Source organism: Agromyces sp. P2_B3 (genome assembly GCF_056404815.1).
Window position 1 is genome coordinate 77303 of record NZ_JBFUDH010000002.1, and the last position, 20755, is coordinate 98057.

A 20755-nucleotide genomic window follows, 5' to 3' on the forward strand; every position below is an offset into this window, starting at 1 on the left:
ACCATGCAGGACTTCGAGATGACCATCTACATCAAGGCCGACCCGCTCGTCGTCTGGGAGGCGATCGTCGGCGACGAGGGCAGCCGCGCGGTGATGTTCGGCTCGGTGCTGCGCGGCGAGCTCGAGCCCGGCGGCACCTACGAGTACGTCGGCCCGGGCGAGGGCGGCACGGAAGTCGTGCACGTCTACGGCGACGTCCTCGAGGCCGACCCGGGCGTCGTGCTGCAGCTCACCGAGCACCCCGGACCCATCTATCGCGAGAACCATGCCGAGCTCACGAGCCGCATGACCTGGCGGCTCGAGCAGGCCGGCATCGGGCTCACGAGGCTGACCTTCACGAACGACGAGTGGAGCGAGGGGCATCCGGCGCAGGCCGAGACGGCCGAGACCTGGCCGCGCGTGCTCTCCAGCCTTAAGTCGTGGATCGAGACGGGCGAGGCCATCCCGATGACCTCCTGAGCGAGCGGATGCCGCGCCGCACCGTCGGCCCGCCTGGCCCCACCCGTCGCCCGCTCCCGCCCCTTTGAGATGACGCGAATCGACGTTCCCCGTGCGCACGAAGGACGATTCGCGTCATCTCACGCGCGGCGGGGCGGTGACGGGGCGCCCATCCGCAGTACCGTGAAGGCACCGGCGAGAGGATGACCATGCGGCGACTGCTCGACCTCAGGATCGTGCGCTGGGAGCTGAAGACCCTCTACATCGTGGTCGCGTGGATCGTCGGCTTCGTCGTGGCGGAGCTGCTCAGGACGCTCGGTGCCCCGGTCGTCGTCGTCGAGCTGGCGAACATCCTGACGACGTTCGCGCCGTTCGCGCTTGCGGTGCGGATCTTCCGCGGCAGGGATGAGCCGGTCGAGCCGCCCCGGGCGTGGTGGCGCATGACGGCGTGGCCGGCGCTGAGCCGCCGCCTCGGCATACTGTTCGCAGTCCTCGCGGCATTCGGCGTGCTGGTGCTCTTGCTCGCCGCTGCCGGGGTCGCGGTGTACCAGCCGACGGCCGACGGCGGGGTTGCAACGCTCGTCAGCGGTTGCGTCCAATTCGCGGTGCTTGCATTCCTCTACCTCAATTCGGCGATCCGGATGTCCCGGCTCGGCATCTCCAAGCCCGTGCCGTTGCGGTTCAAGGGGGGCCTGAACCTCTAGCGGCTCGACGCTGAGGTCGCCGCGACATCCGGTGCCGCGACCGACGGATGCCGCGGGCGACGCGTGGCTAGGATCGTGCCCATGGCCGACGACGCGGTGAAGCAAGCTCAGGAGGCGGCCGCCGCAGCGGCCGAGGCGGCCGAGGCCCTGCAGGCGCAGGCCCAGGAGGCGATCCGCAAGGCGGAGGAGGCCGCGGCGCTTGCCCAGGCGCTCGAGGCGCAGCAGCGGGCGACGGATGCCGCGGCCGCAGCCACCGCCGCCCAAGGCGAAGCCGCGGCCGCCCCAGCGCGCGCCGAGGCCGCCGCCGCGGCATCCGGCCCGCTCGACGCAGCCCAGGTCACCGCGATCCGTGACGGCTACGCGTTCGACGGCCCCGCCCTCGAGATGGGCGCGCTCGTGAACGGCGACGCGATGCCCGACGTGCCCGTGCGTATCCCGCTCGCGATGACGAACCGGCACGGGCTCGTCGCGGGCGCCACCGGAACGGGCAAGACCCGCACCCTGCAGGTGCTCGCCGAGCAGCTCGCCGCCCACGGCGTGGCGGTGTTCGCCGCCGACATCAAGGGTGACCTCTCGGGCATTGCGACCCCCGGCGTGGGCAACGAGAAGCTGCTCCGGCGCACCGCCGGCATCGGCCAGGCATGGGAGGCCGCCTCCTTCCCGGTCGAGTTCTTCTCGCTCGGCGGCATCGGCCGCGGCGTGCCGATCCGCGCCACGGTCGCCGGATTCGGCCCGCTGCTGCTCAGCAAGGTGCTCGGCCTCAACGACACGCAGGAGTCGAGCCTCGGACTCGTGTTCCACTACGCCGAGAACGCGGGCCTCGCGCTCCTCGATCTGGAAGACCTCCGCGCGGTGCTGCAGTACCTCACGAGCGACGAGGGCAAGGGCGAGCTCGAGGGCCTCGGCGGTCTCTCGAAGGCGACGGTCGGTGTCATCCTGCGCGAGCTGGTCGCGTTCGCCGAGGCCGGCGCCGACGCGTTCTTCGGCGAGCCCGAGATCGACACCGCCGAGTTCCTGCGCGTGGCATCCGACGGTCGTGGCATCGTGAGCCTGCTCGAGGTGCCGGGCGTCGCCGACCGCCCGGCGCTCTACTCGACCTTCCTCATGTGGCTGCTCGCCGACCTGTTCAACGACCTGCCCGAGGTCGGCGACCTCGACCAGCCCAAGCTCGTGTTCTTCTTCGACGAGGCGCACCTGCTGTTCGCCGACGCGTCGAAGGATTTCCTGCAGCAGGTCGTGCAGACGGTGCGTCTCATCCGCTCGAAGGGCGTCGGCGTGTTCTTCGTCACGCAGACCCCCAAGGACGTGCCCGCCGACGTGCTCGCCCAGCTCGGATCGCGGGTGCAGCATCAGCTGCGGGCGTTCACGCCCGACGACGCGAAGGCGTTGCGCGCGACCGTCTCGACCTACCCGAGGTCGGGCTACGACCTCGAGGAGGTGCTCACGACCCTCGGCACCGGCGAGGCGATCGTCACCGTCATGAACGAGAAGGGTGCGCCGAGCCCCGTCGCGTGGACGCGGCTCCGCGCTCCGCAGGCGCTGATGTCACCGTCGCCGGATGCCGCGATCGATGCCGCCATCGCCGCGTCGCCCCTGCAGGCGAAGTACGGCACCGCGATCGACCGGGAGTCCGCACATGAACTGCTCACCGCGAAGATGAACGCCGCCGCGGCCGCCGCGAAGGCCGCCGAGGATGCCGCGGCCAAGGCCAAGGCCGACGCCGAGTACGCCAAGCAGCAGGCCGCCATCGAGAAGCAGCGCGACAAGGAGCAGAAGGCGGCGCAGGCCGAGTACGACCGGCTCATGAAGCGCACCTCGAGCACCTCCCGCTCGCGATCCACCACGCGCTCGCGCTCCTCGGGCGGCGACTCGGTGCTCGAGCAGGTCCTCGGATCCAAGGCGACCCGCGACGTGCTCACGAGCGTCGTCGAGGGCATCTTCGGCACGCGGCGGCGGCGATGAGCGCAGAGCGAGCGGATGCCGCGACGGCCGCATCCGCGAATGACGCCGCTCCGCGGCATCCGTTCATCCGTCCCTATCGCCCGGGCGACCGCGACGCCGTCTTCGAGATCTGCCTGCGCACGGCCGCCGGCGGCGGGGACGCGACCGGCGTGTACTCCGACGACTCGCTCATGCCCGAGGTGTTCGCGTTGCCGTACGTGACCTACGACCCCGACCTCGCCTTCGTGGTCGACGACGGGCACGACGGACGCGCACTGGGCTACGTCATCGGCGTCGCCGACACCCGCGCCTTCGTCGAGTGGTGGACGCGCGAGTGGACGCCCGGGTTCCGCGAGCGGCATCCGTCACCAGGGGCCCCCACCGGACGCGAACCGGGCTTCACCGAGGCGCAGCTCATCGACGCCGGCACGAACCCCGACCGCATGCTCATCGCCGAGGTCGACGCGTATCCGGCGCACTTGCACATCGATCTGCTGCCCGTGTTGCAGGGGCAGGGACTCGGCCGCCGTCTCATCGACACGCTGCGCGACGCGCTCGCGGCTCGGGGTGTGCCGGCCGTGCACCTCGGCATGGACGCCGCCAACACGGCGGCGCGCGCGTTCTACGACCGGCTCGGATTCCACGAGCTGCCGTCGAGCCGTCCCGACGCACCGCTGCTCGGCATCGCGACCGATCGCGGTACGACCGACCGCGGTACCCCAGACCGCCGGGCGACCGACGGTCGCTCGGACGTCGACGAGGTCAGCGCGTGAGCGAGCGCCGCTCGAACCAGTAGAGGAGGTTCGGGTCGGTCTCCCGCAGCTCGGCGAGCGTGACCGGCTCGCTGCGCACGGATTCCTCGGTACCGAGGATCTCGGCCATCTGGTCCATCGTGGCCGAGTTCCAGAACCGCCCGCGCATGCGGAAGACGCCGCGCCCGTTCCGGCTGACGACGAACAGCTCGTGCGTGGTGTCGAGGCTGTTGGGCCGGTACAGCTCCACGCGGAGGATGCCCGAGATGTCGCGTGCCGCGACCGTGTAGGTGCCGCCGAAGAAGCCGCGCTCGACGATGCCGTACTCGCTCACCGAGGCCTGGGTGCGTTGGTAGGCGAGCCAGGCGATCGTGATGAGGGCGGCCGTCACGAGGCCGGTCCAGGCGACGATCGGCCACGTACCGCTCGGATCGAGGAGCCACAGCTCCGCCGCGAGCACCGGCAGTGCGAGTGCGGCGATCGGAAGCCCGATGCTCCGGGTGAGGGTGCGACGCGGCCTCAGGGTGAATACCCTGAGGCCGTCGCCCCTTACTGCCGTCGGCCGGATGGAGGAGCCCCCTGCGTCCCCACTCCTTGTGTCCATCGCCGCCGTTGACATCTCTCACATCATGTTCTTCAGGGCGCTTCGCCGCTATTCCGCATTAATGAGGACACGGCCGTCCGGAAACGACGAACGGCCCGATCTGCGAGGAGATCGGGCCGTTCGTGTTTGAGCGGAGGATGGGGGATTCGAACCCCCGAGGGCTTTCACCCAACACGCTTTCCAAGCGTGCGCCATAGGCCACTAGGCGAATCCTCCTGAGACTCCTCACGCACCCGCCAGAGCCCGGTTACCCTTGCTGCGTTTCCGCCCTGGGGGAGTTGGCCTGGATGGCGCCACGTGAGGAGCCGGAGACAGTCTACCCGAGCCGAGCCGAGGGAGTTGACCGCGGCCGGCCTCGAGCGGCGGCGGGCACCGCGCCGGCGAACAGGGCCACGCGGCATCCGGTGCATTCCCAGACGTCCGCCGAGGCCCGCCCAATAGGCTGGGGCGCGTGGCGCACCGCATCTACATCTGCTCCGCCGAGGGCAACACCGGCAAGTCCACGGTGGCGCTCGGCACGCTCGACACCCTGACGCGGCGGGCGACGCGCGTGGGCGTGTTCCGGCCGATCTCGCGGTCCACCGAGGAGCGCGACTACGTGCTCGACCTGCTGCTCGCGCACGAGGGCGTGGTGCCGCTCGAGTACGAGGACGCGATCGGCGTCTCGTACGACGAGGTGCACGCCGACCCCGACGCGGCGCTCGCCACGATCGTGCAGCGCTTCAAGGCCGTCGAGGACCGCTGCGACGCGGTCGTGGTGCTCGGGTCCGACTTCACGGATGTCGGGAGCCCGACCGAGCTCGCCTACAACGCCCGGATCGCGGCGAACCTCGCCGCTCCGGTGCTGCTCGTGCTCGGCGGCCGGGTCGGCGAGGGGCGCGCACGCTCCGAGCGACTCGGACACGCCGACGCACGCACGCCCGAGGAGCTCGCCCAGCTCACCGAACTCGCCATCGAGGAGCTCGGGCGCGAGCACGCGACGCTCCTCGGCGTCGTCGTCAATCGCGCCGACCCCGAGCAGCTCGACGTCATCGTGCAGCGCGTCGGCGCGGCCGCTCGGTGGGAGGTCGACGCGGTCTCGGGCGTCGAGACGTTGTCCGCGGCATCCGTCGCCGTGTGGGCCATCCCCGAGGACCCGTTCCTCGTCGCGCCCTCGATGCGCAGCATCATGGCCGCCGTCGACGGCGAGCTGTACGCCGGCGATCCCGACCTGCTCGACCGCGAGGCGCTCGGCGTGGTGGTCGCCGCGATGTCCATGGAGAACGTGCTCACGCGCCTCATCGAGGGATCGGTCGTGGTGGTGCCGGGCGATCGCAGCGAGGTGCTCCTCGGCGTGCTCACCGCGCACGCCTCGGCGACGTTCCCGTCGATCTCGGGCATCGTGCTGAACGGCGGCTTCCCGCTCTCCGACGCGGTCGAACGCCTCATCGATGGCCTGAAGGCGGGTCTGCCGATCATCCGCACGCAGCTCGGCAGCTACGACACGGCGCTCGCGATCACGCAGACGCGCGGCCGTCTCGCCGCAGAATCGCAGCGCAAGCGCGACACGGCGCTCTCGCTGTTCGAGAAGCACGTCGACGGGCACGCGCTGCTCGACCTGCTCGACGTCGCACGTCCCGAGGTCGTCACCCCGCTCATGTTCGAGTACGGACTGCTCGAACGCGCGCGCCGGGAGCGCAAGCACATCGTCCTGCCCGAGGGGTATGACGATCGCATCCTCCGCGCGGCCGCGACGCTGCTCGCCCGCGACGTCGCCGAACTCACGATCCTCGGCGAGGAGATCGAGATCCGCGCCCGCGCGATCGGGCTCGGCCTCGACATCTCCCGCGCCACGGTGCTCTCGAACCACGACCACGTGCTCGTCTACCGGTTCGCCGACGAGTACCAGCGCCGCCGGGCGCACAAGGGCGTCACGCTCGAGCAGGCGCGCGAGATCGTGCAGGACGTGTCGTACTTCGGCACCATGATGGTCGCGCTGGGGCTCGCCGACGGCATGGTGTCGGGCGCGGTGCACACGACGGCGCACACGATCCGCCCCGCGTTCGAGATCATCAAGACGAAGCCGGGCGTCGACGTGGTGTCGAGCGTGTTCCTCATGGCGCTCGCCGACCGGGTGCTCGTCTACGGCGACTGCGCCATCGTGCCGATGCCGACCGCCGAGCAGCTCGCCGACATCGCGATCTCGTCGGCGGCGACCGCCACGCAGTTCGGCATCGAGCCGCTCGTGGCCATGCTGTCGTACTCCACGGGCGAGTCGGGCACGGGCGTCGACGTCGACAAGGTGCGCCGCGCGACCGAGCTCGTGCGCGAGCGTGCGCCCGAGCTCGCGGTCGAGGGCCCCATCCAGTACGACGCGGCAGCCGACGCCGCGGTGGCACGCACGAAACTGCCCGAGTCGACGGTCGCGGGCCGGGCGACGGTGTTCATCTTCCCCGACCTCAACACGGGCAACAACACCTACAAGGCCGTGCAGCGCTCGTCTGGCGCGGTCGCCATCGGCCCGGTGCTGCAGGGGCTCAACAAGCCGATCAACGACCTCTCCCGGGGGGCCCTGGTGCAGGACATCGTGAACACCGTGGCGATCACGGCGATCCAGGCGGCGGATGCCTCGTGAGCATCGTCCTCGTCGTCAACTCGGGCTCCTCATCGATGAAGTACCAGCTGATCGACGTGGAGGCGGCCGAGCCACTGGCGAGCGGGCTCATCGAGCGGATCGGACAGGCCGACGGCCGGGCGACGCACACGGTGCGGCATCCGTCGTCGAGCGGTGCGCCGGCTGGGTCGGATGCCGCGGGCGGGCCGGATGCCGCTGACGAGACGTTCCGCGACGACGTCGCGGTGCCCGACCACGACGCCGCCTTCGCGTGGATGCTCGAGGCGTTCGCCGCGCACGGCCCGTCGCTGGAGGAGTACCCGCCCATCGCGGTGGGGCACCGGGTGGTGCAGGGCGGAGCGCGGTTCTTCGAGCCGACCGTGATCACCGAGCTCGTGAAGATCAACATCGACGAGCTGTCAGTGCTCGCCCCACTGCACAACCCGGCGAACCTCGCGGGCATCGTCGCGGCCGAGCGGGCGTTCCCCGACGTGCCGCACGTCGCCGTGTTCGACACGGCGTTCCACCAGACCATGCCGCCCGCCGCCTACACCTACGCCATCGACCGCGAGGTGGCGGCCAGGCATCGCATCCGCCGCTACGGGTTCCACGGCACCTCGCACCGGTTCGTGTCGCGGGCGACCGCCGAGTTCCTCGGGCGCCCCGTCGAGGACCTGCGCCTCATCGTGCTGCACCTCGGCAACGGCGCGTCCGCCTGCGCCGTCTCGGGCGGTCGCTCCGTGGAGACGAGCATGGGCATGACCCCGCTCGAGGGACTCGTCATGGGCACCCGCTCGGGCGACCTGGATCCTGCCATCCTGCTGCACCTCGAGCGCCGGGCCGGGCTCGATGCCGACGGGCTCGACGACCTGCTCAACAAGCGGAGCGGCATCCTCGGGCTCGGTGGGCACGGCGACATGCGCGACCTCGTGTCGGCGGCCGAGTCGGGCGACGAGGCGGCGACCCTCGCCCTGGAGGTGTACACGCACCGCATCCGCTCGTACGTCGGTGCCTACGCGGCGCAGCTCGGACGGGTCGACGCGATCGCCTTCACCGCGGGCGTGGGCGAGAACGCGCCCATCGTGCGGGAGTGGTCGCTCGCGGGCCTGGAAGGATTCGGCGTGGAGCTCGACCCCGAGCGCAATCGCGAGCGAGGAAGCGGCGCTCGCCGCATCTCGACGGATGCCTCGCGCACGGCCGTGCTCGTCGTGCCGACCGACGAGGAGCTCGAGATCGCGCGGCAGACGCTCGCCGTCGTCACCGCCTGACCATCGCAACCCCGGCTCTCGCCGCTGGGACTCGCCACCACTCCCGGTTGAGGACGCGAACGGGGCTTCCGGCCGACCTCATACGCCCCGATCGCGTCCTCAACCCGCGTCAGAGTTGCGCAAGAAGTATTGTGCAACGAGTCTTGCGGAGTTAGCATCGACGCATGAGCGACTCTGAGCATGCGCCCACCCCCGCGCCACGGGACGAGCACCGAGACCGGGTCATCCAGGTCCACGATCCCGGCCCCATGCGTGCGCTCGCGCACCCCCTGCGGCTGCGCATCTTGGGCCTCCTCCGCGTCGAGGGACCGCAGTCGGTCGGCGCGCTCGCGCAGGCCACCGGCGCGGCATCCGGCTCGGTGAGCTACCACCTCGCGACGCTCGCGAAGCACGGGTTCGTCGTGCCCGCACCCGAGTTCGAACGAGACGGCCGCGAGCGTTGGTGGAAGGCCGCGCACGAGATGACGACCTCCCAGTCGGCGGACTTCCTCGACGATCCCGATCGGCGCGAGGCCGACGAAGCCATGCGGCGAGCGGTGCTCGATCTCTACCACCGCGAACTGCTGCGGGCGCTCGACGCCGAACTCGACCTCGAGCCCGAGTGGGTTGCCGCGTCGGACTCGAGCGACGGCGGAGCGCAGCTCACGCTCGACGAGTTCCGCGAGCTCAACGCCGACCTCGAGGCGGTGCGCGACAAGTGGTGGGCGCGCGGCCGCGAGCCCCGCGAGGGCACCCGCGCGGTGCGGTGGATCACGCACACCTTCCCCCGGACGCTGTCATGACCGGGGCACGGCGCCGCGCGCCGCTGCTCGCGCTCTACACGGCCCAGTTCTTCTCGCTCGGCGGCAACGCGATCGCGCTCGTCGCCATCCCGATCATCGCCCTGACCCAGACCGGCTCGCCGCTCGCAGCGGGCGTGGCCGGCGTGTTCGCCACGGTCCCGCTCATCATCGGCGGCACGTTCGGCGGGGTGCTCGTCGACCGCTTCGGCTATCGCGTCTCGAGCATCGTCGCGGATGTGGCGAGCGCGCTCGCCATCATCGCGATCCCGTTGCTCAGCGCCACGGTCGGCCTCTCGTTCGGGGCGCTGCTCGCGCTGGTGTTCCTCGGTGGCCTCCTCGACCCGCCGGGTGACACCGCGAAGACCTCCCTCGTGCCCGACCTCGCGAAGCTGGCACGGATGCCGCTCGCCCGCGCCGCGGGAGCGCAATCGGCCGTGCAGCGCACGTCGACCATGGTCGGCGCGGGCATCGCGGGTGCCATGGTCGCGTTGTTCGGACCGGTTCCGGCGCTCATCGTGGACGCGGGCGGATTCGTCGTCTCGGCCGTGCTCGTCGCCTGCTTCGTGCCGCGCGCGGTGGCGGCGGCCGCCGCGGACGACGCTGCCGACGGCGACGGCGAGGGCGTGGGCGAGCCCACCAAGGGCGGGTTCGTCGTCGGCATCCGCTTCATCGCGAGGCATCCGCTGCTGCGCGCCATCGTGCTGCTCGTGACGCTCACGAACGCGATCGACGCCGCCGGCATGACGGTGCTGAAGCCGGTGTACGCCACGCGGGTGCTGCACGACCCGGCCGTGCTGGGCTTCATGGTCGGATGCTTCGCGGCGGGCGCGCTCACGGGCTCCGCGCTCTTCGGGGTCCTCGGCCACCGCTACTCGGGGCGGGTGATGTTCGCCACGTGCTTCGTGCTCGCCGGCACGCCGCCCTACCTGGCGATGGCGCTCGGTGCACCGCTGCCCGTGCTCCTGCCGGTGCTCGCGCTGTCGGGCCTGGCCGCCGGCGCCCTCAACCCGATGATGTCGACCGCGATGTACGGCGAGGTGCCCGACGGCATGCGCGCGCGGGTGTTCGGTGCCCTCACGGCGGGCGTTGCCGCGTCCATGCCGCTCGGGGCGCTGCTCGGCGGGCTCGCGGTCGAGCAGGTAGGGCTCGTGCCGACGCTCGCGACGTGCGCGGCGCTCTACCTCGTACTCGGCGGCAGCCCGCTCTTCATCCGCGGGTTCGCCGGGCTCAGTGCGGCGCGCGACCATGGGGTGGCAGAGGAGGAGACGAACGCCGGGGACGGCATCGACGACGACGCTGCGACGACGGGATCCGACATTCCCGAGGTTTCGTCGAGGTAACCTTCAGTCATCCATCAGGAAACCCTTGTCCCCGACCGCGACTTGGCTCTAGGTTGACATCGGGGGACGGGCTCGGGGGAGTCCGCCATTCGTCGACATGGGGGTTGATCGATGGAGCAGCAGACACGCGCCTGGGCGCGGATCGAGCGGGATCGCAGGAGCCGCGGCAGGCGGTTCCGGTTCCGCAGCACCGCGTTCCTGAGTGTCGTGGCCGTGCTGGCCGCGGGCGGTGTGCTGACCGCGACCGCAGCTCCGGGCGACACGTCGCACGCGGAGGGGCAGTTCCTCTCGGGCTCGCTGCTGGACTCGGTGGACCTCAGTGGCATCGTCGGCATCGACGGGGAGACCGCGACGAGCGACGGCGTCACGCCCGAGACGAACGCGCAGAACCTCGACCTCGGAGTGCTCGGCGTCGTGAACGTCGATGTCGGCGGAGGCATCCAGCTGCCCATCGACTTCGTCGACGCGGGCGTCGTCGGCCAGTACGCCAGCGCCTCGACGAATGGCTCGTCGCTCGGTGCGTCGGGCCTCATCTCCGACTCCGGGGCGATCGGCACCGGCGTCACCCCGGCGCCGGGCGTGGCGCCCGGGCCGCTCGGCTTCGACCTCGCGGACCTGTTGGGTGCGGAGTTCGCCGGCACGATCACCGACCTCGACCTCGAGGTGGGCGCGGTCAGTGCGAATGCGTCGGTGACGGCCGGTGGCACGCCCGTCGGGGACTACGAGATCGCCTCCGCGGTGGTGCAGGTCGACAGCCCGGTGATCGCGGGCATCACGGGGACGGTGAACGATGCGGTCGCCGTGCTTCAAGGCGACGTCGACGCGCTCGCCGGCCCCGGCGGATCACTCGTCAACGGGGTACTCGGTGCCGTCGACGACCTGCTCCTCGGCGTGGGCATCGGCAGCGCCACGGCCACCGTCGACGTCGACCTCGCCGCCGCAGTTGCGCCGATCCTCGCGGCGCCGCTCGACTCGGGCGGGGGCGTGGTCATCGATCTCGCCGCAGGCACTATCACGCTCGACCTCGACCAGCTCGTCGGTGGGCTCAACAGCCTGCCACCGAGCACCGAGCTGCTCTCGGCCGCCGTGCTGACCGAGGTGACCACCCAGGTCGCCGACCTCATCGACGGGCTCGTCGACGACCTCGGCACAGCGATCACGACCGCCCTCGAGAACGCCGCCGTTGCCGTCGAGGTGACGCTCACCGCACCCGTCCTCGGAACGCCCCTCGTGACCGTGACCGTCGACGGCACGCTCCTCGACGTCGTGGACGGCAACGCGGCGGTGGGAATCGACGCACTGGGTGTGCCGATCGTCGGTCTGACCGACGCCGTGATCCTCGCTGCGCTCGGCCCGATCGTCGACGCGGTCATCGACCCCGACACCGGGGCACTCGGCACGCTGCTCACGACGCTCACCGACGAGGTGGTCAATCCCGTGATCACTGCCCTGAACCCCGCGATCCTGCTGCTCGACACGGTCGTCTCGTTGCTCGCGAACGCGCAGGAGCCCGAGCCGCCGGTTGCCGGCGCCGTCTTCCAGGAGACCGCGCTGCGACTCACCCTCCTGCCGACCACCATCGTCCCCGAGCTGCTCGAATTGAACCTCGCGCGAGCCCTCGTGGGGCCGAACCTCGTGGCGCCCGTTCTCCTCTCGCTCACCCCCGACGAGGGTCCGACGGCGGGTGGCACGGTCGTCACCATCGACGGCACGGCGCTCGCTGGAGCGACGTCGGTCACGGTAGACGGGGCACCCGTGCTGTTCACTCAGGTCAGCGACACCGAGATCACGTTCACGACGACGCCGCACGCTGCGGGTTCGGTGGACGTGGTCGTGACCACGCCGGGGGGCGAAAGCGACCCACTGCCGTTCACGTTCGTGCCGGCTCCGGTGCTGACGGCGCTGACGCCCGATGAGGGTCCCGTCGCGGGCGGCACGCCCGTCACGATCACCGGCACCGACCTGGCCGGCGCGACCGAGGTGACCATCGACGGCGCATCCGTGCCGTTCGTCCAGGTGAGCGACACCGAGATCACGTTCACGACCCCGCCGCATGCTGCGGGTGCGGTCGACGTGGTCGTGACGACGCCGGGGGGCGAGAGTGACGCGCTGCCGTTCACGTACGTGCCGGCTCCCGCGCTGACCGCGCTCACGCCCGACGAGGGTCCGGTCGCCGGCGGCACGCCCGTGACGATCACCGGCACCGACCTGGCCGGCGCGACCGAGGTGACGATCGACGGGGCATCCGTGCCGTTCACGCAGGTGAGCGACACCGAGATCACGTTCACGACGCCGCCGCACGCCGTCGGGCCGGTCGACGTGGTGGTGACCACGCCCGGCGGGGACAGCAACGCGCTGCCGTTCACGTATGTGCCGGCACCGAGCCTGATCGCGCTGACGCCCGATGAGGGTCCGGCCGCGGGTGGCACGCTCGTGTCGATCACGGGTACGAACATCGGCGGTGCGACCGCCGTGACGATCGACGGGGCATCCGTGCCGTTCACCCAGGTGAGCGCCACCGAGGTCACGTTCGTGACGCCGCCGCACCTGCCCGGGCCGGTCGACGTGACTGTCACGACCCCCGGCGGGACGAGCGGGCCGCTCCCGTTCACGTTCGTGCCGGCCCCGGCGCTGACCGCGCTGACGCCCGATGAGGGTCCCGTCGCCGGCGGGACGCCGGTGACGATCACCGGGACCGATCTGGCCGGCGCGACGGCAGTGACGGTCGACGGGGCACCCGTGCTGTTCACGCAGGTCAGCGACACCGAGATCACGTTCACGACCTCGGCGCACGCTGCCGGTCCCGTCGACGTCATCGTGACCACACCCGGAGGGCCGAGCAACGCGCTGCCGTTCACGTACGTGCCGGCGCCCTCGTTGACGACGCTGACGCCCGACGAGGGGCCGACCGTCGGCGGCACGGTCGTGACGATCACCGGCACGGCGCTCGCCGAGGCGACGCAGGTGACGATCGACGGCGTCTCGGTGCCGTTCACCCAGGTGAGCGACACGGAGATCGCGTTCATCACGCCGCCGCACGCCGCGGGTCCGGTGGACGTGATCGTCACCACGCCCGGTGGCACGAGCAACCCGCTGCCGTTCACGTTCGTGCCGGCTCCGGCGCTGACCTCGCTGACGCCCGATGAGGGTCCGGTCGCCGGCGGCACGCCGGTCACGATTACGGGCACGAATCTCGCGGGTGCGACGGAGGTGACGGTCGACGGGGCATCCGTGCCGTTCACGCAGGTCAGCGACACCGAGATCACGTTCACCACCCCGCCGCACGCGGCCGGTCCGGTCGACGTGATCGTGGAGACGCCCGGCGGCCCGAGCAACGCGCTGCCGTTCACGTTCGTGCCGGCTCCGGTGCTGACGGCGCTCACGCCTGATGAGGGTCCGGTCGCCGGCGGCACGCCCGTGACGATCACCGGCACGGACCTGGCCGGCGCGACCGACGTGACCATCGACGGGGCATCCGTGCCGTTCATCCAGGTGAGCGACACCGAGATCACCTTCACCACGCCGGCTCACACCGCCGGCCCCGTGGACGTGGTCGTGACGACGCCGGGCGGCGACAGCAACGCGCTGCCGTTCACGTACGTGCCGGCTCCGGTGCTGACGGCGCTCACGCCGGCCGAAGGTCCGGAGACCGGCGGCACCGAGGTCACCATCACCGGCATCGACCTCGGCGGCGCGACCAGCGTCACGGTCGACGGCGAGGAGGTTGACTTCACCGTGGTGGATGACGCGACGATCACGATCGTGACGCCACCGCACGCCGCCGGCCCGGTCGACGTGGTCGTCACCACCCCCGGTGGAGCCTCGCCGCCGCTCGAGTTCGAGTACACGCCCGTCACCACCATCGACGGGATCGAACCGGGCACGGGACCGGAGGCGGGCGGCACGCAGGTGACCATCACCGGGCACTGCTTCGCCGGTGCGACCGCCGTGCTGTTCGGCGACGTGCCCGCGACGAGCTTCGAGGTCGTCGACGACACCACGATCATGGCCGTCGCACCCGCGGGAGTCGGGACGGTCGATGTGACAGTCGTCGGGTCCGAGGCGTGCGGCGACGGAACCGCCGAGGGCGGGTTCGTCTACACGCCCGTACCCAGCACCCCGCCTGCCGCCGCTCCCGGCGGCCAGACCGGAACCACGTCGGGCATCGCCTCGACCGGATTCGACCCGACCCCGTGGCTCGGGGGTGCGCTCGTCGTGCTCCTCGCGGGGGCGCTCATGCTGCTCAGTCGCCGTCGGGGGGCGCGCGGCTGAGCATGGCGGCTCCCGTCCGCGTCCGGCAGGGGACGCCGGCGGACGGGAGCCGCCCACTCGTGCGCCGGCGACACGGGCCCTCGCCCGGCGCGCGGCGCGGCGGGCGCGTCAGCCGGTCAGCCCAGGCGGCGAGCGCAGTCGATGCAGAGCGTCGCGGTCGGGCGGGCGTCGAGACGTGCCACGGTGATCCGCTTGCCGCAGTTCGCGCAGACGCCGTAGCTGCCGTCGGCGATGCGGGCGAGGGCGCGCTCGACGTCGGCGAGCTCGGCACGCACGTCGGCCAGCACGGCAGTGCGCTGCGACCACTCCTGCGTCATCGTCGGGCCTTCGGGGTCGTGCTCGTCGTCGGCCGAGGCATCCGACCTCGCGGTGCGCACCTCGCTCATGACGCCGTCGAACTCCGCGAGGCGCTCCTCGGCGTCGGCGCGTTCCGCGCGCAGCCTGCCTTCGAACCGTGCGAGCTGTGCCGGGGTCATCGTCGTCGCCGTCATCTCGCCCCCTTTCCGATCCCCGAATGCTACGCCTGCGGCATCCGGACGCCGTGTCAGACGCGGCAACTACGATTGAGGCGTGGTCACCGCCCTGTATCGCCGCTACCGGCCTGAGACGTTCGCCGAGATGATCGGCCAGTCGCAGGTGACCGAGCCCCTCATGACCGCGCTCCGCACCGATCGCGTGAATCACGCCTACCTCTTCAGCGGCCCGCGCGGCTGCGGCAAGACGACCTCGGCGCGCATCCTCGCCCGCTGCCTCAACTGCGCCGAGGGACCGACCGACGTGCCCTGCGGCGTGTGCGCGAGCTGCGTCGAGCTGGCGCGGGGCGGCAGCGGATCGCTCGACGTCGTCGAGATCGATGCGGCCAGCCACAACGGCGTCGACGACGCCCGCGACCTGCGCGAGCGCGCCGTGTTCGCACCGGCCCGCGACCGCTACAAGATCTTCATCCTCGACGAGGCCCACATGGTCACGCCGCAGGGCTTCAACGCCCTGCTCAAGCTCGTCGAGGAGCCGCCCGAGCACGTGAAGTTCATCTTCGCGACCACCGAGCCCGACAAGGTGCTCGGCACCATCCGCTCGCGCACGCACCACTACCCGTTCCGGCTGGTCCCGCCCGGCCCGATGCTCGAGTACGTACAGCAGCTCTGCACTGAAGAGGGCATCGAGGTCGCGCCGGGCGTGCTGCCCCTCGTCGTGCGCGCGGGCGGCGGCTCGCCGCGAGACACGCTGTCGCTGCTCGACCAGCTCATCGCCGGCTCAGAGGGCACCACCATCGACTACGAGCGCGCGGTGGCGCTGCTCGGCTACACGCACGGCGCGCTCCTCGACGAGGTCGTCGACGCGATCGGCGCGAAGGATGCGGCGGGTGCCTTCGCCGCAGCCGACCGGGTGGTGCAGACGGGTCAAGACCCGCGGCGCTTCGTCGAAGACCTGCTCGAGCGGCTCCGCGACCTCATCGTGGTCGCCGCATCGTCACCTGAGACGGCCGCCGCAGTGCTGCGCGGGGTGCCGGCCGACGAGCTCGCGCGCATGGCCGCGCAGGCGGCCGCGTTCGGCTCGGCCGAGCTCTCGCGGGTCGCCGACCTGGTCAACCAGACCCTCACCGAGATGACCGGCGCCACCTCGCCGCGCCTCCACCTCGAGCTGATGCTCGCGCGGGTGCTCGTGCCGTCGAGCGACGACTCCGAGCGCGGGGCACTGGCGCGGGTCGAGCGCCTCGAGCGTCGCATCGGGGTGACGGATGCCGCAGGCGACCGCTCTGCGGTCGATGCGCCGGTCGCCGTAGCTGAGCCCGCCCGCCCGCCCGCCGTCTCGTCGGCGCCCACACGCGTTCCGCCGTCCCCGCCCACGTCCAGAGCCGAGCCGGCTTCGGCGGCTGCTGCGTCGTCGTCCGACCGCGACGAGGCGGCAGCTCGGGGTCCGGCGGCGGAAGCGCCGGCCTCGGTCCCCGCCACCGCCGCATCCGCGGCACCAGCGTCCGACGCGCCGGTGGCGGCACCTGCCGGCTCCGGGGCACCCCCCGCAGCGGCATCCGCTGTTCCCGCGCCCGCACCGAAACCCGTCGGTCCGGTCACACTGCAGCAGATGCGCGACGCGTGGCCCGAGGTGCTCGCGTCCCTCCAGCGCACGAAGCGCAGCGCATGGATGGTGGCGTTCACCGCCCAGGTGCGCGAGTTCCGCGACGGCGAGGTGCTCGTACTCGCCTTCCCGAGCGAGCAGGATGTCGCCGGGTTCCGCGGCGGCCCACCGGGCCAGAGCGTGAGCGAGCTGCTTCGCCGTGCGATCAGCGACGTGCTGGGCGTCACGGTCAAGTTCGTCGCCAAGGTCGACGGCGCCACGCGCGGCGACGCGCCGGTCGACGCGTCGTCGTCGGCTCCGGAACCGTCGGCACCCGCACCCGCACCGGCACCGTCCGCCCCTGCTCCGTCGTCCGCACCCGAGGGCCGGTCCAAGGCACCCGTGGCCGGTCCCGTCGCCGCGTCGGGCGGCGCTGCCTCGTCCGGTGGCGCTCCCGCCTCGCGCGCCAGCGCTGCTCGCCCGAGCGCCGCGAAGGCGGCCCCTGCCGCGCCGAACGGCCCCGTCGACTCGTGGGCCACGGTCGCCATCCCGGCCGACGACCCAGTGGAGGCGCCCCGGCCCGCCGKCGCCACGAACGCTGCCGCGGGTGCCTCGTCCACGTCCGCAGCGACCCAGACCCAGGCCTCCGCCTCCGCGGCGCCCGTCGCAGGTCCGGTCGCCGTCGCCGTGGCCGAACGACCCGGCTCTGCCCCCGACTCGTTCGCCGACATCCCCGACGATGCCGACGCGCCGCCCGAAGACGAGGAGCCGCCGTTCGATCCGGGGCCGCCGCCCGAGATCGACCTCGAGCCCGTGGTGCCCGCGGTGCCCGACGCCGCCCCCGCGCGGCGTGCCCCCCGGAGCAACGCGGCGCGCGGGGCTTCGGCACCGCCGCCGAGCGACGGCATCCAGCGCTACGGCGAGGCCGTGGTGCGCGAGGTCCTCGGAGCGACGTTCCTCGAGGAGGTCGAGGCGCCCGCGCGCCCCGGCTTCGGGGAACGGGGGTAGCGCGTGTACGAGGGCATCGTCCAAGAACTCATCGACGAACTCGGTCGCCTCCCCGGCATCGGGCCGAAGTCGGCGCAGCGCATCGCGTTCCACATCGTGCAGACCGAGCACTTCGACGTGTCGAGGCTCGCCGAGATCCTGACGGAGGTGCGCGACAAGGTGCGCTTCTGCGAGATCTGCGGCAACGTCTCCGAGCAGGCCACCTGCTCCATCTGCCGCGACCCGCGGCGCGACCCCGCGCTGATCTGCGTGGTCGAGGAGGCGAAGGACGTCGTCGCGATCGAGCGCACCCGCGAGTTCCGGGGGCTCTACCACGTGCTCGGCGGAGCGATCAGCCCGATCGACGGCATCGGTCCCGACGAGCTGCGCATCCGCCAGCTCATGCAGCGGCTCGCCGACGGCACGGTCACCGAGGTCATCATCGCGACCGACCCGAACCTCGAGGGCGAGGCCACGGCGACCTACCTGAGCCGCCTGCTGACCACCCTCGAGATCCGGGTCACGCGCCTCGCGTCGGGCCTTCCCGTCGGCGGCGACCTCGAGTACGCCGACGAGGTCACGCTCGGTCGTGCGTTCGAGGGTCGTCGCGTCGTCGGCTGACGGCACCCGCGCGGTGGGCGGTGCGTACGTCGCCGCGCCGCGGCATCCGCCAAGCCCTTGACCGAACCCGCACCCGACCACTGGAATGGGTCGCATGGCCACCAAGGGTGAGGAATGGGTCGCGCAGTACGTCGCGGCATGGAAGTCGAACGACCCCGAGCAGATCGGCGCGTTGTTCACCGATGACGCGGTCTACCTGACCAGTCCCGACTCGGACGCGCGGCGCGGCCGCGAGGCGATCGTCGCCGGCTGGCTCGAGGACCTCGACGAGCCGGGGACGTGGACGTTCGACTGGAACGTGATCCACGAGGACGACGGGTTCGCCGTCGTGCAGGGCCGCACCGAGTATCCGGCCGAGCGCGACTACATCAACCTGTGGATCGTCCGGCTGGCCGACGACGGCCGCGCCACCGAGTTCACCGAGTGGTACATGCCCCGGCCGCACGAAGGCTGAGCTACCGCAGCACCTCGACGAGCACGACCCACGCCAACAGGATGGACGTGATCACGGCGAGGATCGAGCCGACGGCCACGAACGCGAGCCCGGCGGCGGCCGATCCCGTCACCAGGAGGACCCCGCCGGCGAGGAACCCGAGGAGCGGCAGCACGCCGACCGTCGCCTTCGCGAACCGCCCCCACGTCGAGGAGACCCGGTCCTTCGTGGCGAGCACCCGCATCGAGTGCACCTGGAACACGCCGGCGGCGACGGCGCCGACCAGCACCTCCGCGCCGTAGAGCTCGACCGGCTGGCCGGGAACGAGGCCGAACGCCCCGGCGACGATGGCCAGCACGAGCGTGGCCACCGAGGCGCCGGCCCGCGCCGGCAGCGTGGCCGACGACATGATCGTCGAGATGTTCACCGACATGGCGACGATCAGCAGGCCCGCGAGCGCCGCCGTGGCCCCGACCATGGCCACGTTGAAGTCCTTCCAGGGTTCCAGCGCCTCCGACATGACCGCACTCTATCGGCGGCCCGACCGCCGCCGTCACATTGCCGGGGCCGTATACGCGCCGCCGTATGATGGTGCTTCCGGCCGCCGCACGAACGATACCCGGCGCCAGCGACCACCCCCGGGAGACCACGTGAGCTTGATCGTGCAGAAGTTCGGCGGGTCGTCCGTCGCCGACGCGGAGAGCATCAAGCGGGTCGCCAAGCGCATCGTCGAGACCCGCAAGGCGGGCAACGACGTGGTGGTCGCCGTCTCCGCCATGGGCGACACGACCGACGAGCTCCTCGACCTCGCGACCGAGGTCACGCCGATCCCGGCGCCGCGCGAGCTCGACATGCTGCTGTCGGCGGGCGAGCGCATCTCGATGGCGCTGCTCGCGATGGCGATCAAGAGCATGGGGCACGAGGCGCGCTCCTTCACCGGCAGCCAGGCCGGCATGATCACGGATGCCACGCACGGCGCCGCCCGCATCGTCGACGTCACCCCGGTGCGCCTCCGCGAGGCGCTCGACGAGGGCGCGATCGTGATCGTCGCCGGCTTCCAGGGCTTCAGCCGCGAGTCGCGCGACATCACGACCCTCGGCCGGGGCGGCAGCGACACCACCGCCGTCGCGCTCGCCGCGGCGCTGAACGCCGACGTCTGCGAGATCTACACCGATGTCGACGGCGTGTTCACGTCCGATCCGCGCATCGTGAAGAAGGCCCGCAAGCTCGACCGCATCACGAGCGAGGAGATGCTCGAGCTTGCGGCATCCGGAGCCAAGGTGCTGCACATCAGGGCGGTCGAGTTCGCCCGGCGCCACGGCGTCACCCTGCACGTGCGTTCGTCGTTCAACAACAGCGAGGGGACGATCGTCTACGACCCCTCGCGTCTTCCCGAAGGAGCAGCAGTGGAAGAGTCCGTCATCGCGGGCGTCGCGGTCGACCTGACCGAGGCGAAGATCACCGTCGTCGGCGTGCCCGACGTGCCCGGTGTGGCCGCCAAGATCTTCAAGATCGTCGCGAACACCAACGCGAACGTCGACATGATCGTGCAGAACGTGTCGGCCGCGTCGACCGGGCGCACCGACATCTCGTTCACACTGCCGAAGTCCGACGGCGAGCGGGCACTCACCGCGCTGTCGAACTCGCAGGAGGCGATCGGCTTCAACTCGCTGCAGTACGACGACCAGATCGGCAAGCTCTCGCTCGTCGGCAACGCGATGCGGTCGGCCGCGGGCGTGTCGGCGCGGCTCTTCGAGGCCCTGTACGAGGCCGGGATCAACATCGAGATGATCTCCACGAGCGAGATCCGCATCTCGGTCGTGACGCGCGCCGACAGCGTCCACGCCGCCGCGCGTGCCGTGCACACGGCGTTCGAGCTCGACGGCGAGGACGACGCGGTCGTGCACGCCGGCACGGGTCGCTGACGCGGTTCGCCGGCAGCGGGCTCGGCTGCGACATCCGTCG

16 protein-coding genes, 1 tRNA gene and 1 other RNA gene are annotated in these 20755 nt (G+C 71.7%); 13 read left to right on the plus strand and 5 right to left on the minus strand.

What is annotated here, in order from left to right; genetic code table 11:
• The first annotated feature begins 3 nt into the window (after positions 1 to 3).
• From AC1DZA_RS03270 to AC1DZA_RS03285, 4 genes are all read left to right on the plus strand, one after another.
• The gene (locus tag AC1DZA_RS03270) at positions 4 to 459 is read left to right on the plus strand and encodes an SRPBCC domain-containing protein (RefSeq protein WP_476763387.1); all 456 of its coding nucleotides are present in this window, start codon (positions 4 to 6) and stop codon (positions 457 to 459) included.
• Positions 460 to 647: 188 nt separating this feature from the next.
• Complete coding sequence (locus AC1DZA_RS03275; protein ID WP_476771683.1) at positions 648 to 1142, plus strand: hypothetical protein; 495 nt, start codon at positions 648 to 650, stop codon at positions 1140 to 1142.
• Between the two features lie 81 nt (positions 1143 to 1223).
• Positions 1224 to 3104, plus strand: a complete 1881-nt coding sequence (locus AC1DZA_RS03280; RefSeq protein WP_476771684.1) for a helicase HerA-like domain-containing protein — start codon at positions 1224 to 1226, stop codon at positions 3102 to 3104.
• Positions 3101 to 3856 (plus strand): GNAT family N-acetyltransferase, encoded by a 756-nt coding sequence (locus tag AC1DZA_RS03285; RefSeq protein WP_476771685.1) that lies wholly within the window; start codon positions 3101 to 3103, stop codon positions 3854 to 3856. The genes AC1DZA_RS03280 and AC1DZA_RS03285 overlap by 4 nt, the downstream gene beginning before the upstream one ends.
• On the opposite strand, the gene AC1DZA_RS03290 is transcribed toward AC1DZA_RS03285, so the two are convergent.
• The 3 genes from AC1DZA_RS03290 to ffs all read right to left on the minus strand — a co-directional run bounded on the left by AC1DZA_RS03290 (position 3846) and on the right by ffs (position 4749).
• Positions 3846 to 4439 carry a hypothetical protein gene (locus AC1DZA_RS03290; protein ID WP_476771686.1) on the minus strand — a complete coding sequence of 198 codons (594 nt, stop codon included), beginning with the start codon at positions 4437 to 4439 and terminating at the stop codon, positions 3846 to 3848. The two genes, AC1DZA_RS03285 and AC1DZA_RS03290, sit on opposite strands and share 11 nt — an antisense overlap.
• 131 nt (positions 4440 to 4570) lie before the next feature.
• A tRNA-Ser gene (locus AC1DZA_RS03295) sits at positions 4571 to 4655 on the minus strand.
• An RNA gene (ffs, locus tag AC1DZA_RS03300) (signal recognition particle sRNA small type) lies at positions 4653 to 4749 on the minus strand. Before ffs ends, AC1DZA_RS03295 begins: the two co-directional genes overlap by 3 nt.
• A 141-nt stretch (positions 4750 to 4890) precedes the next feature.
• On the opposite strand from ffs, the gene pta reads away from it, so the two are divergent.
• The 5 genes from pta to AC1DZA_RS03325 all read left to right on the plus strand — a co-directional run bounded on the left by pta (position 4891) and on the right by AC1DZA_RS03325 (position 14694).
• Positions 4891 to 7053, plus strand: coding sequence for a phosphate acetyltransferase (gene pta, locus AC1DZA_RS03305; RefSeq protein WP_476771687.1), 2163 nt, complete (start codon positions 4891 to 4893; stop codon positions 7051 to 7053).
• Complete coding sequence (locus tag AC1DZA_RS03310) at positions 7050 to 8300, plus strand: acetate/propionate family kinase (RefSeq protein ID WP_476771688.1); 1251 nt, start codon at positions 7050 to 7052, stop codon at positions 8298 to 8300. The genes pta and AC1DZA_RS03310 overlap by 4 nt, the downstream gene beginning before the upstream one ends.
• A gap of 164 nt (positions 8301 to 8464) precedes the next feature.
• Positions 8465 to 9082, plus strand: a complete 618-nt coding sequence (locus AC1DZA_RS03315; RefSeq protein WP_476771689.1) for a helix-turn-helix domain-containing protein — start codon at positions 8465 to 8467, stop codon at positions 9080 to 9082.
• Positions 9079 to 10422 carry an MFS transporter gene (locus AC1DZA_RS03320; RefSeq protein ID WP_476771690.1) on the plus strand — a complete coding sequence of 448 codons (1344 nt, stop codon included), beginning with the start codon at positions 9079 to 9081 and terminating at the stop codon, positions 10420 to 10422. The genes AC1DZA_RS03315 and AC1DZA_RS03320 overlap by 4 nt, the downstream gene beginning before the upstream one ends.
• A 111-nt stretch (positions 10423 to 10533) precedes the next feature.
• A complete protein-coding gene (locus AC1DZA_RS03325; RefSeq protein WP_476771691.1) occupies positions 10534 to 14694 on the plus strand; it encodes an IPT/TIG domain-containing protein in 4161 nt (1386 codons plus the stop codon).
• 116 nt (positions 14695 to 14810) lie between these two features.
• Here AC1DZA_RS03325 and AC1DZA_RS03330 read toward each other — a convergent pair whose 3' ends face one another.
• Positions 14811 to 15185, minus strand: coding sequence for a TraR/DksA family transcriptional regulator (locus AC1DZA_RS03330; protein ID WP_476763779.1), 375 nt, complete (start codon positions 15183 to 15185; stop codon positions 14811 to 14813).
• Positions 15186 to 15264: 79 nt separating this feature from the next.
• Between AC1DZA_RS03330 and AC1DZA_RS03335 the strand changes: the two genes are divergently transcribed.
• The 3 genes from AC1DZA_RS03335 (at position 15265) to AC1DZA_RS03345 (ending at position 18811) form a co-directional block, all read left to right on the plus strand.
• Complete coding sequence (locus AC1DZA_RS03335; protein ID WP_476771692.1) at positions 15265 to 17757, plus strand: DNA polymerase III subunit gamma and tau; 2493 nt, start codon at positions 15265 to 15267, stop codon at positions 17755 to 17757.
• A gap of 3 nt (positions 17758 to 17760) precedes the next feature.
• On the plus strand, positions 17761 to 18357 hold the full coding sequence (recR, locus tag AC1DZA_RS03340; protein ID WP_309973619.1) for a recombination mediator RecR: 597 nt from the start codon (positions 17761 to 17763) through the stop codon (positions 18355 to 18357).
• A gap of 94 nt (positions 18358 to 18451) precedes the next feature.
• Positions 18452 to 18811 (plus strand): nuclear transport factor 2 family protein, encoded by a 360-nt coding sequence (locus AC1DZA_RS03345; RefSeq protein WP_476771693.1) that lies wholly within the window; start codon positions 18452 to 18454, stop codon positions 18809 to 18811.
• A 1-nt stretch (position 18812) separates the two neighbouring features.
• Here the strand turns inward: AC1DZA_RS03345 and AC1DZA_RS03350 are convergent, their stop codons facing one another.
• Positions 18813 to 19310, minus strand: a complete 498-nt coding sequence (locus tag AC1DZA_RS03350) for a hypothetical protein (protein ID WP_476771694.1) — start codon at positions 19308 to 19310, stop codon at positions 18813 to 18815.
• A 130-nt stretch (positions 19311 to 19440) separates the two neighbouring features.
• Between AC1DZA_RS03350 and AC1DZA_RS03355 the strand changes: the two genes are divergently transcribed.
• The gene (locus AC1DZA_RS03355) at positions 19441 to 20715 is read left to right on the plus strand and encodes an aspartate kinase (RefSeq protein ID WP_476771695.1); all 1275 of its coding nucleotides are present in this window, start codon (positions 19441 to 19443) and stop codon (positions 20713 to 20715) included.
• Positions 20716 to 20755: the final 40 nt, after the last annotated feature.

Excerpts from the sequence above, each read along its gene's own strand:
- AC1DZA_RS03270 (WP_476763387.1), top strand. The coding sequence starts at position 4 with ATGCAGGACTTCGAGATGACCATCTACATCAAGGCCGACCCGCTCGTC.
- AC1DZA_RS03275 (WP_476771683.1), top strand. The coding sequence starts at position 648 with ATGCGGCGACTGCTCGACCTCAGGATCGTGCGCTGGGAGCTGAAGACC.
- AC1DZA_RS03280 (WP_476771684.1), top strand. The coding sequence starts at position 1,224 with ATGGCCGACGACGCGGTGAAGCAAGCTCAGGAGGCGGCCGCCGCAGCG.
- AC1DZA_RS03285 (WP_476771685.1), top strand. The coding sequence starts at position 3,101 with ATGAGCGCAGAGCGAGCGGATGCCGCGACGGCCGCATCCGCGAATGAC.
- AC1DZA_RS03290 (WP_476771686.1), bottom strand. The coding sequence starts at position 4,439 with ATGGACACAAGGAGTGGGGACGCAGGGGGCTCCTCCATCCGGCCGACG.
- AC1DZA_RS03315 (WP_476771689.1), top strand. The coding sequence starts at position 8,465 with ATGAGCGACTCTGAGCATGCGCCCACCCCCGCGCCACGGGACGAGCAC.
- AC1DZA_RS03320 (WP_476771690.1), top strand. The coding sequence starts at position 9,079 with ATGACCGGGGCACGGCGCCGCGCGCCGCTGCTCGCGCTCTACACGGCC.
- AC1DZA_RS03325 (WP_476771691.1), top strand. The coding sequence starts at position 10,534 with ATGGAGCAGCAGACACGCGCCTGGGCGCGGATCGAGCGGGATCGCAGG.
- AC1DZA_RS03330 (WP_476763779.1), bottom strand. The coding sequence starts at position 15,185 with ATGACGGCGACGACGATGACCCCGGCACAGCTCGCACGGTTCGAAGGC.
- AC1DZA_RS03345 (WP_476771693.1), top strand. The coding sequence starts at position 18,452 with ATGGCCACCAAGGGTGAGGAATGGGTCGCGCAGTACGTCGCGGCATGG.
- AC1DZA_RS03350 (WP_476771694.1), bottom strand. The coding sequence starts at position 19,310 with ATGTCGGAGGCGCTGGAACCCTGGAAGGACTTCAACGTGGCCATGGTC.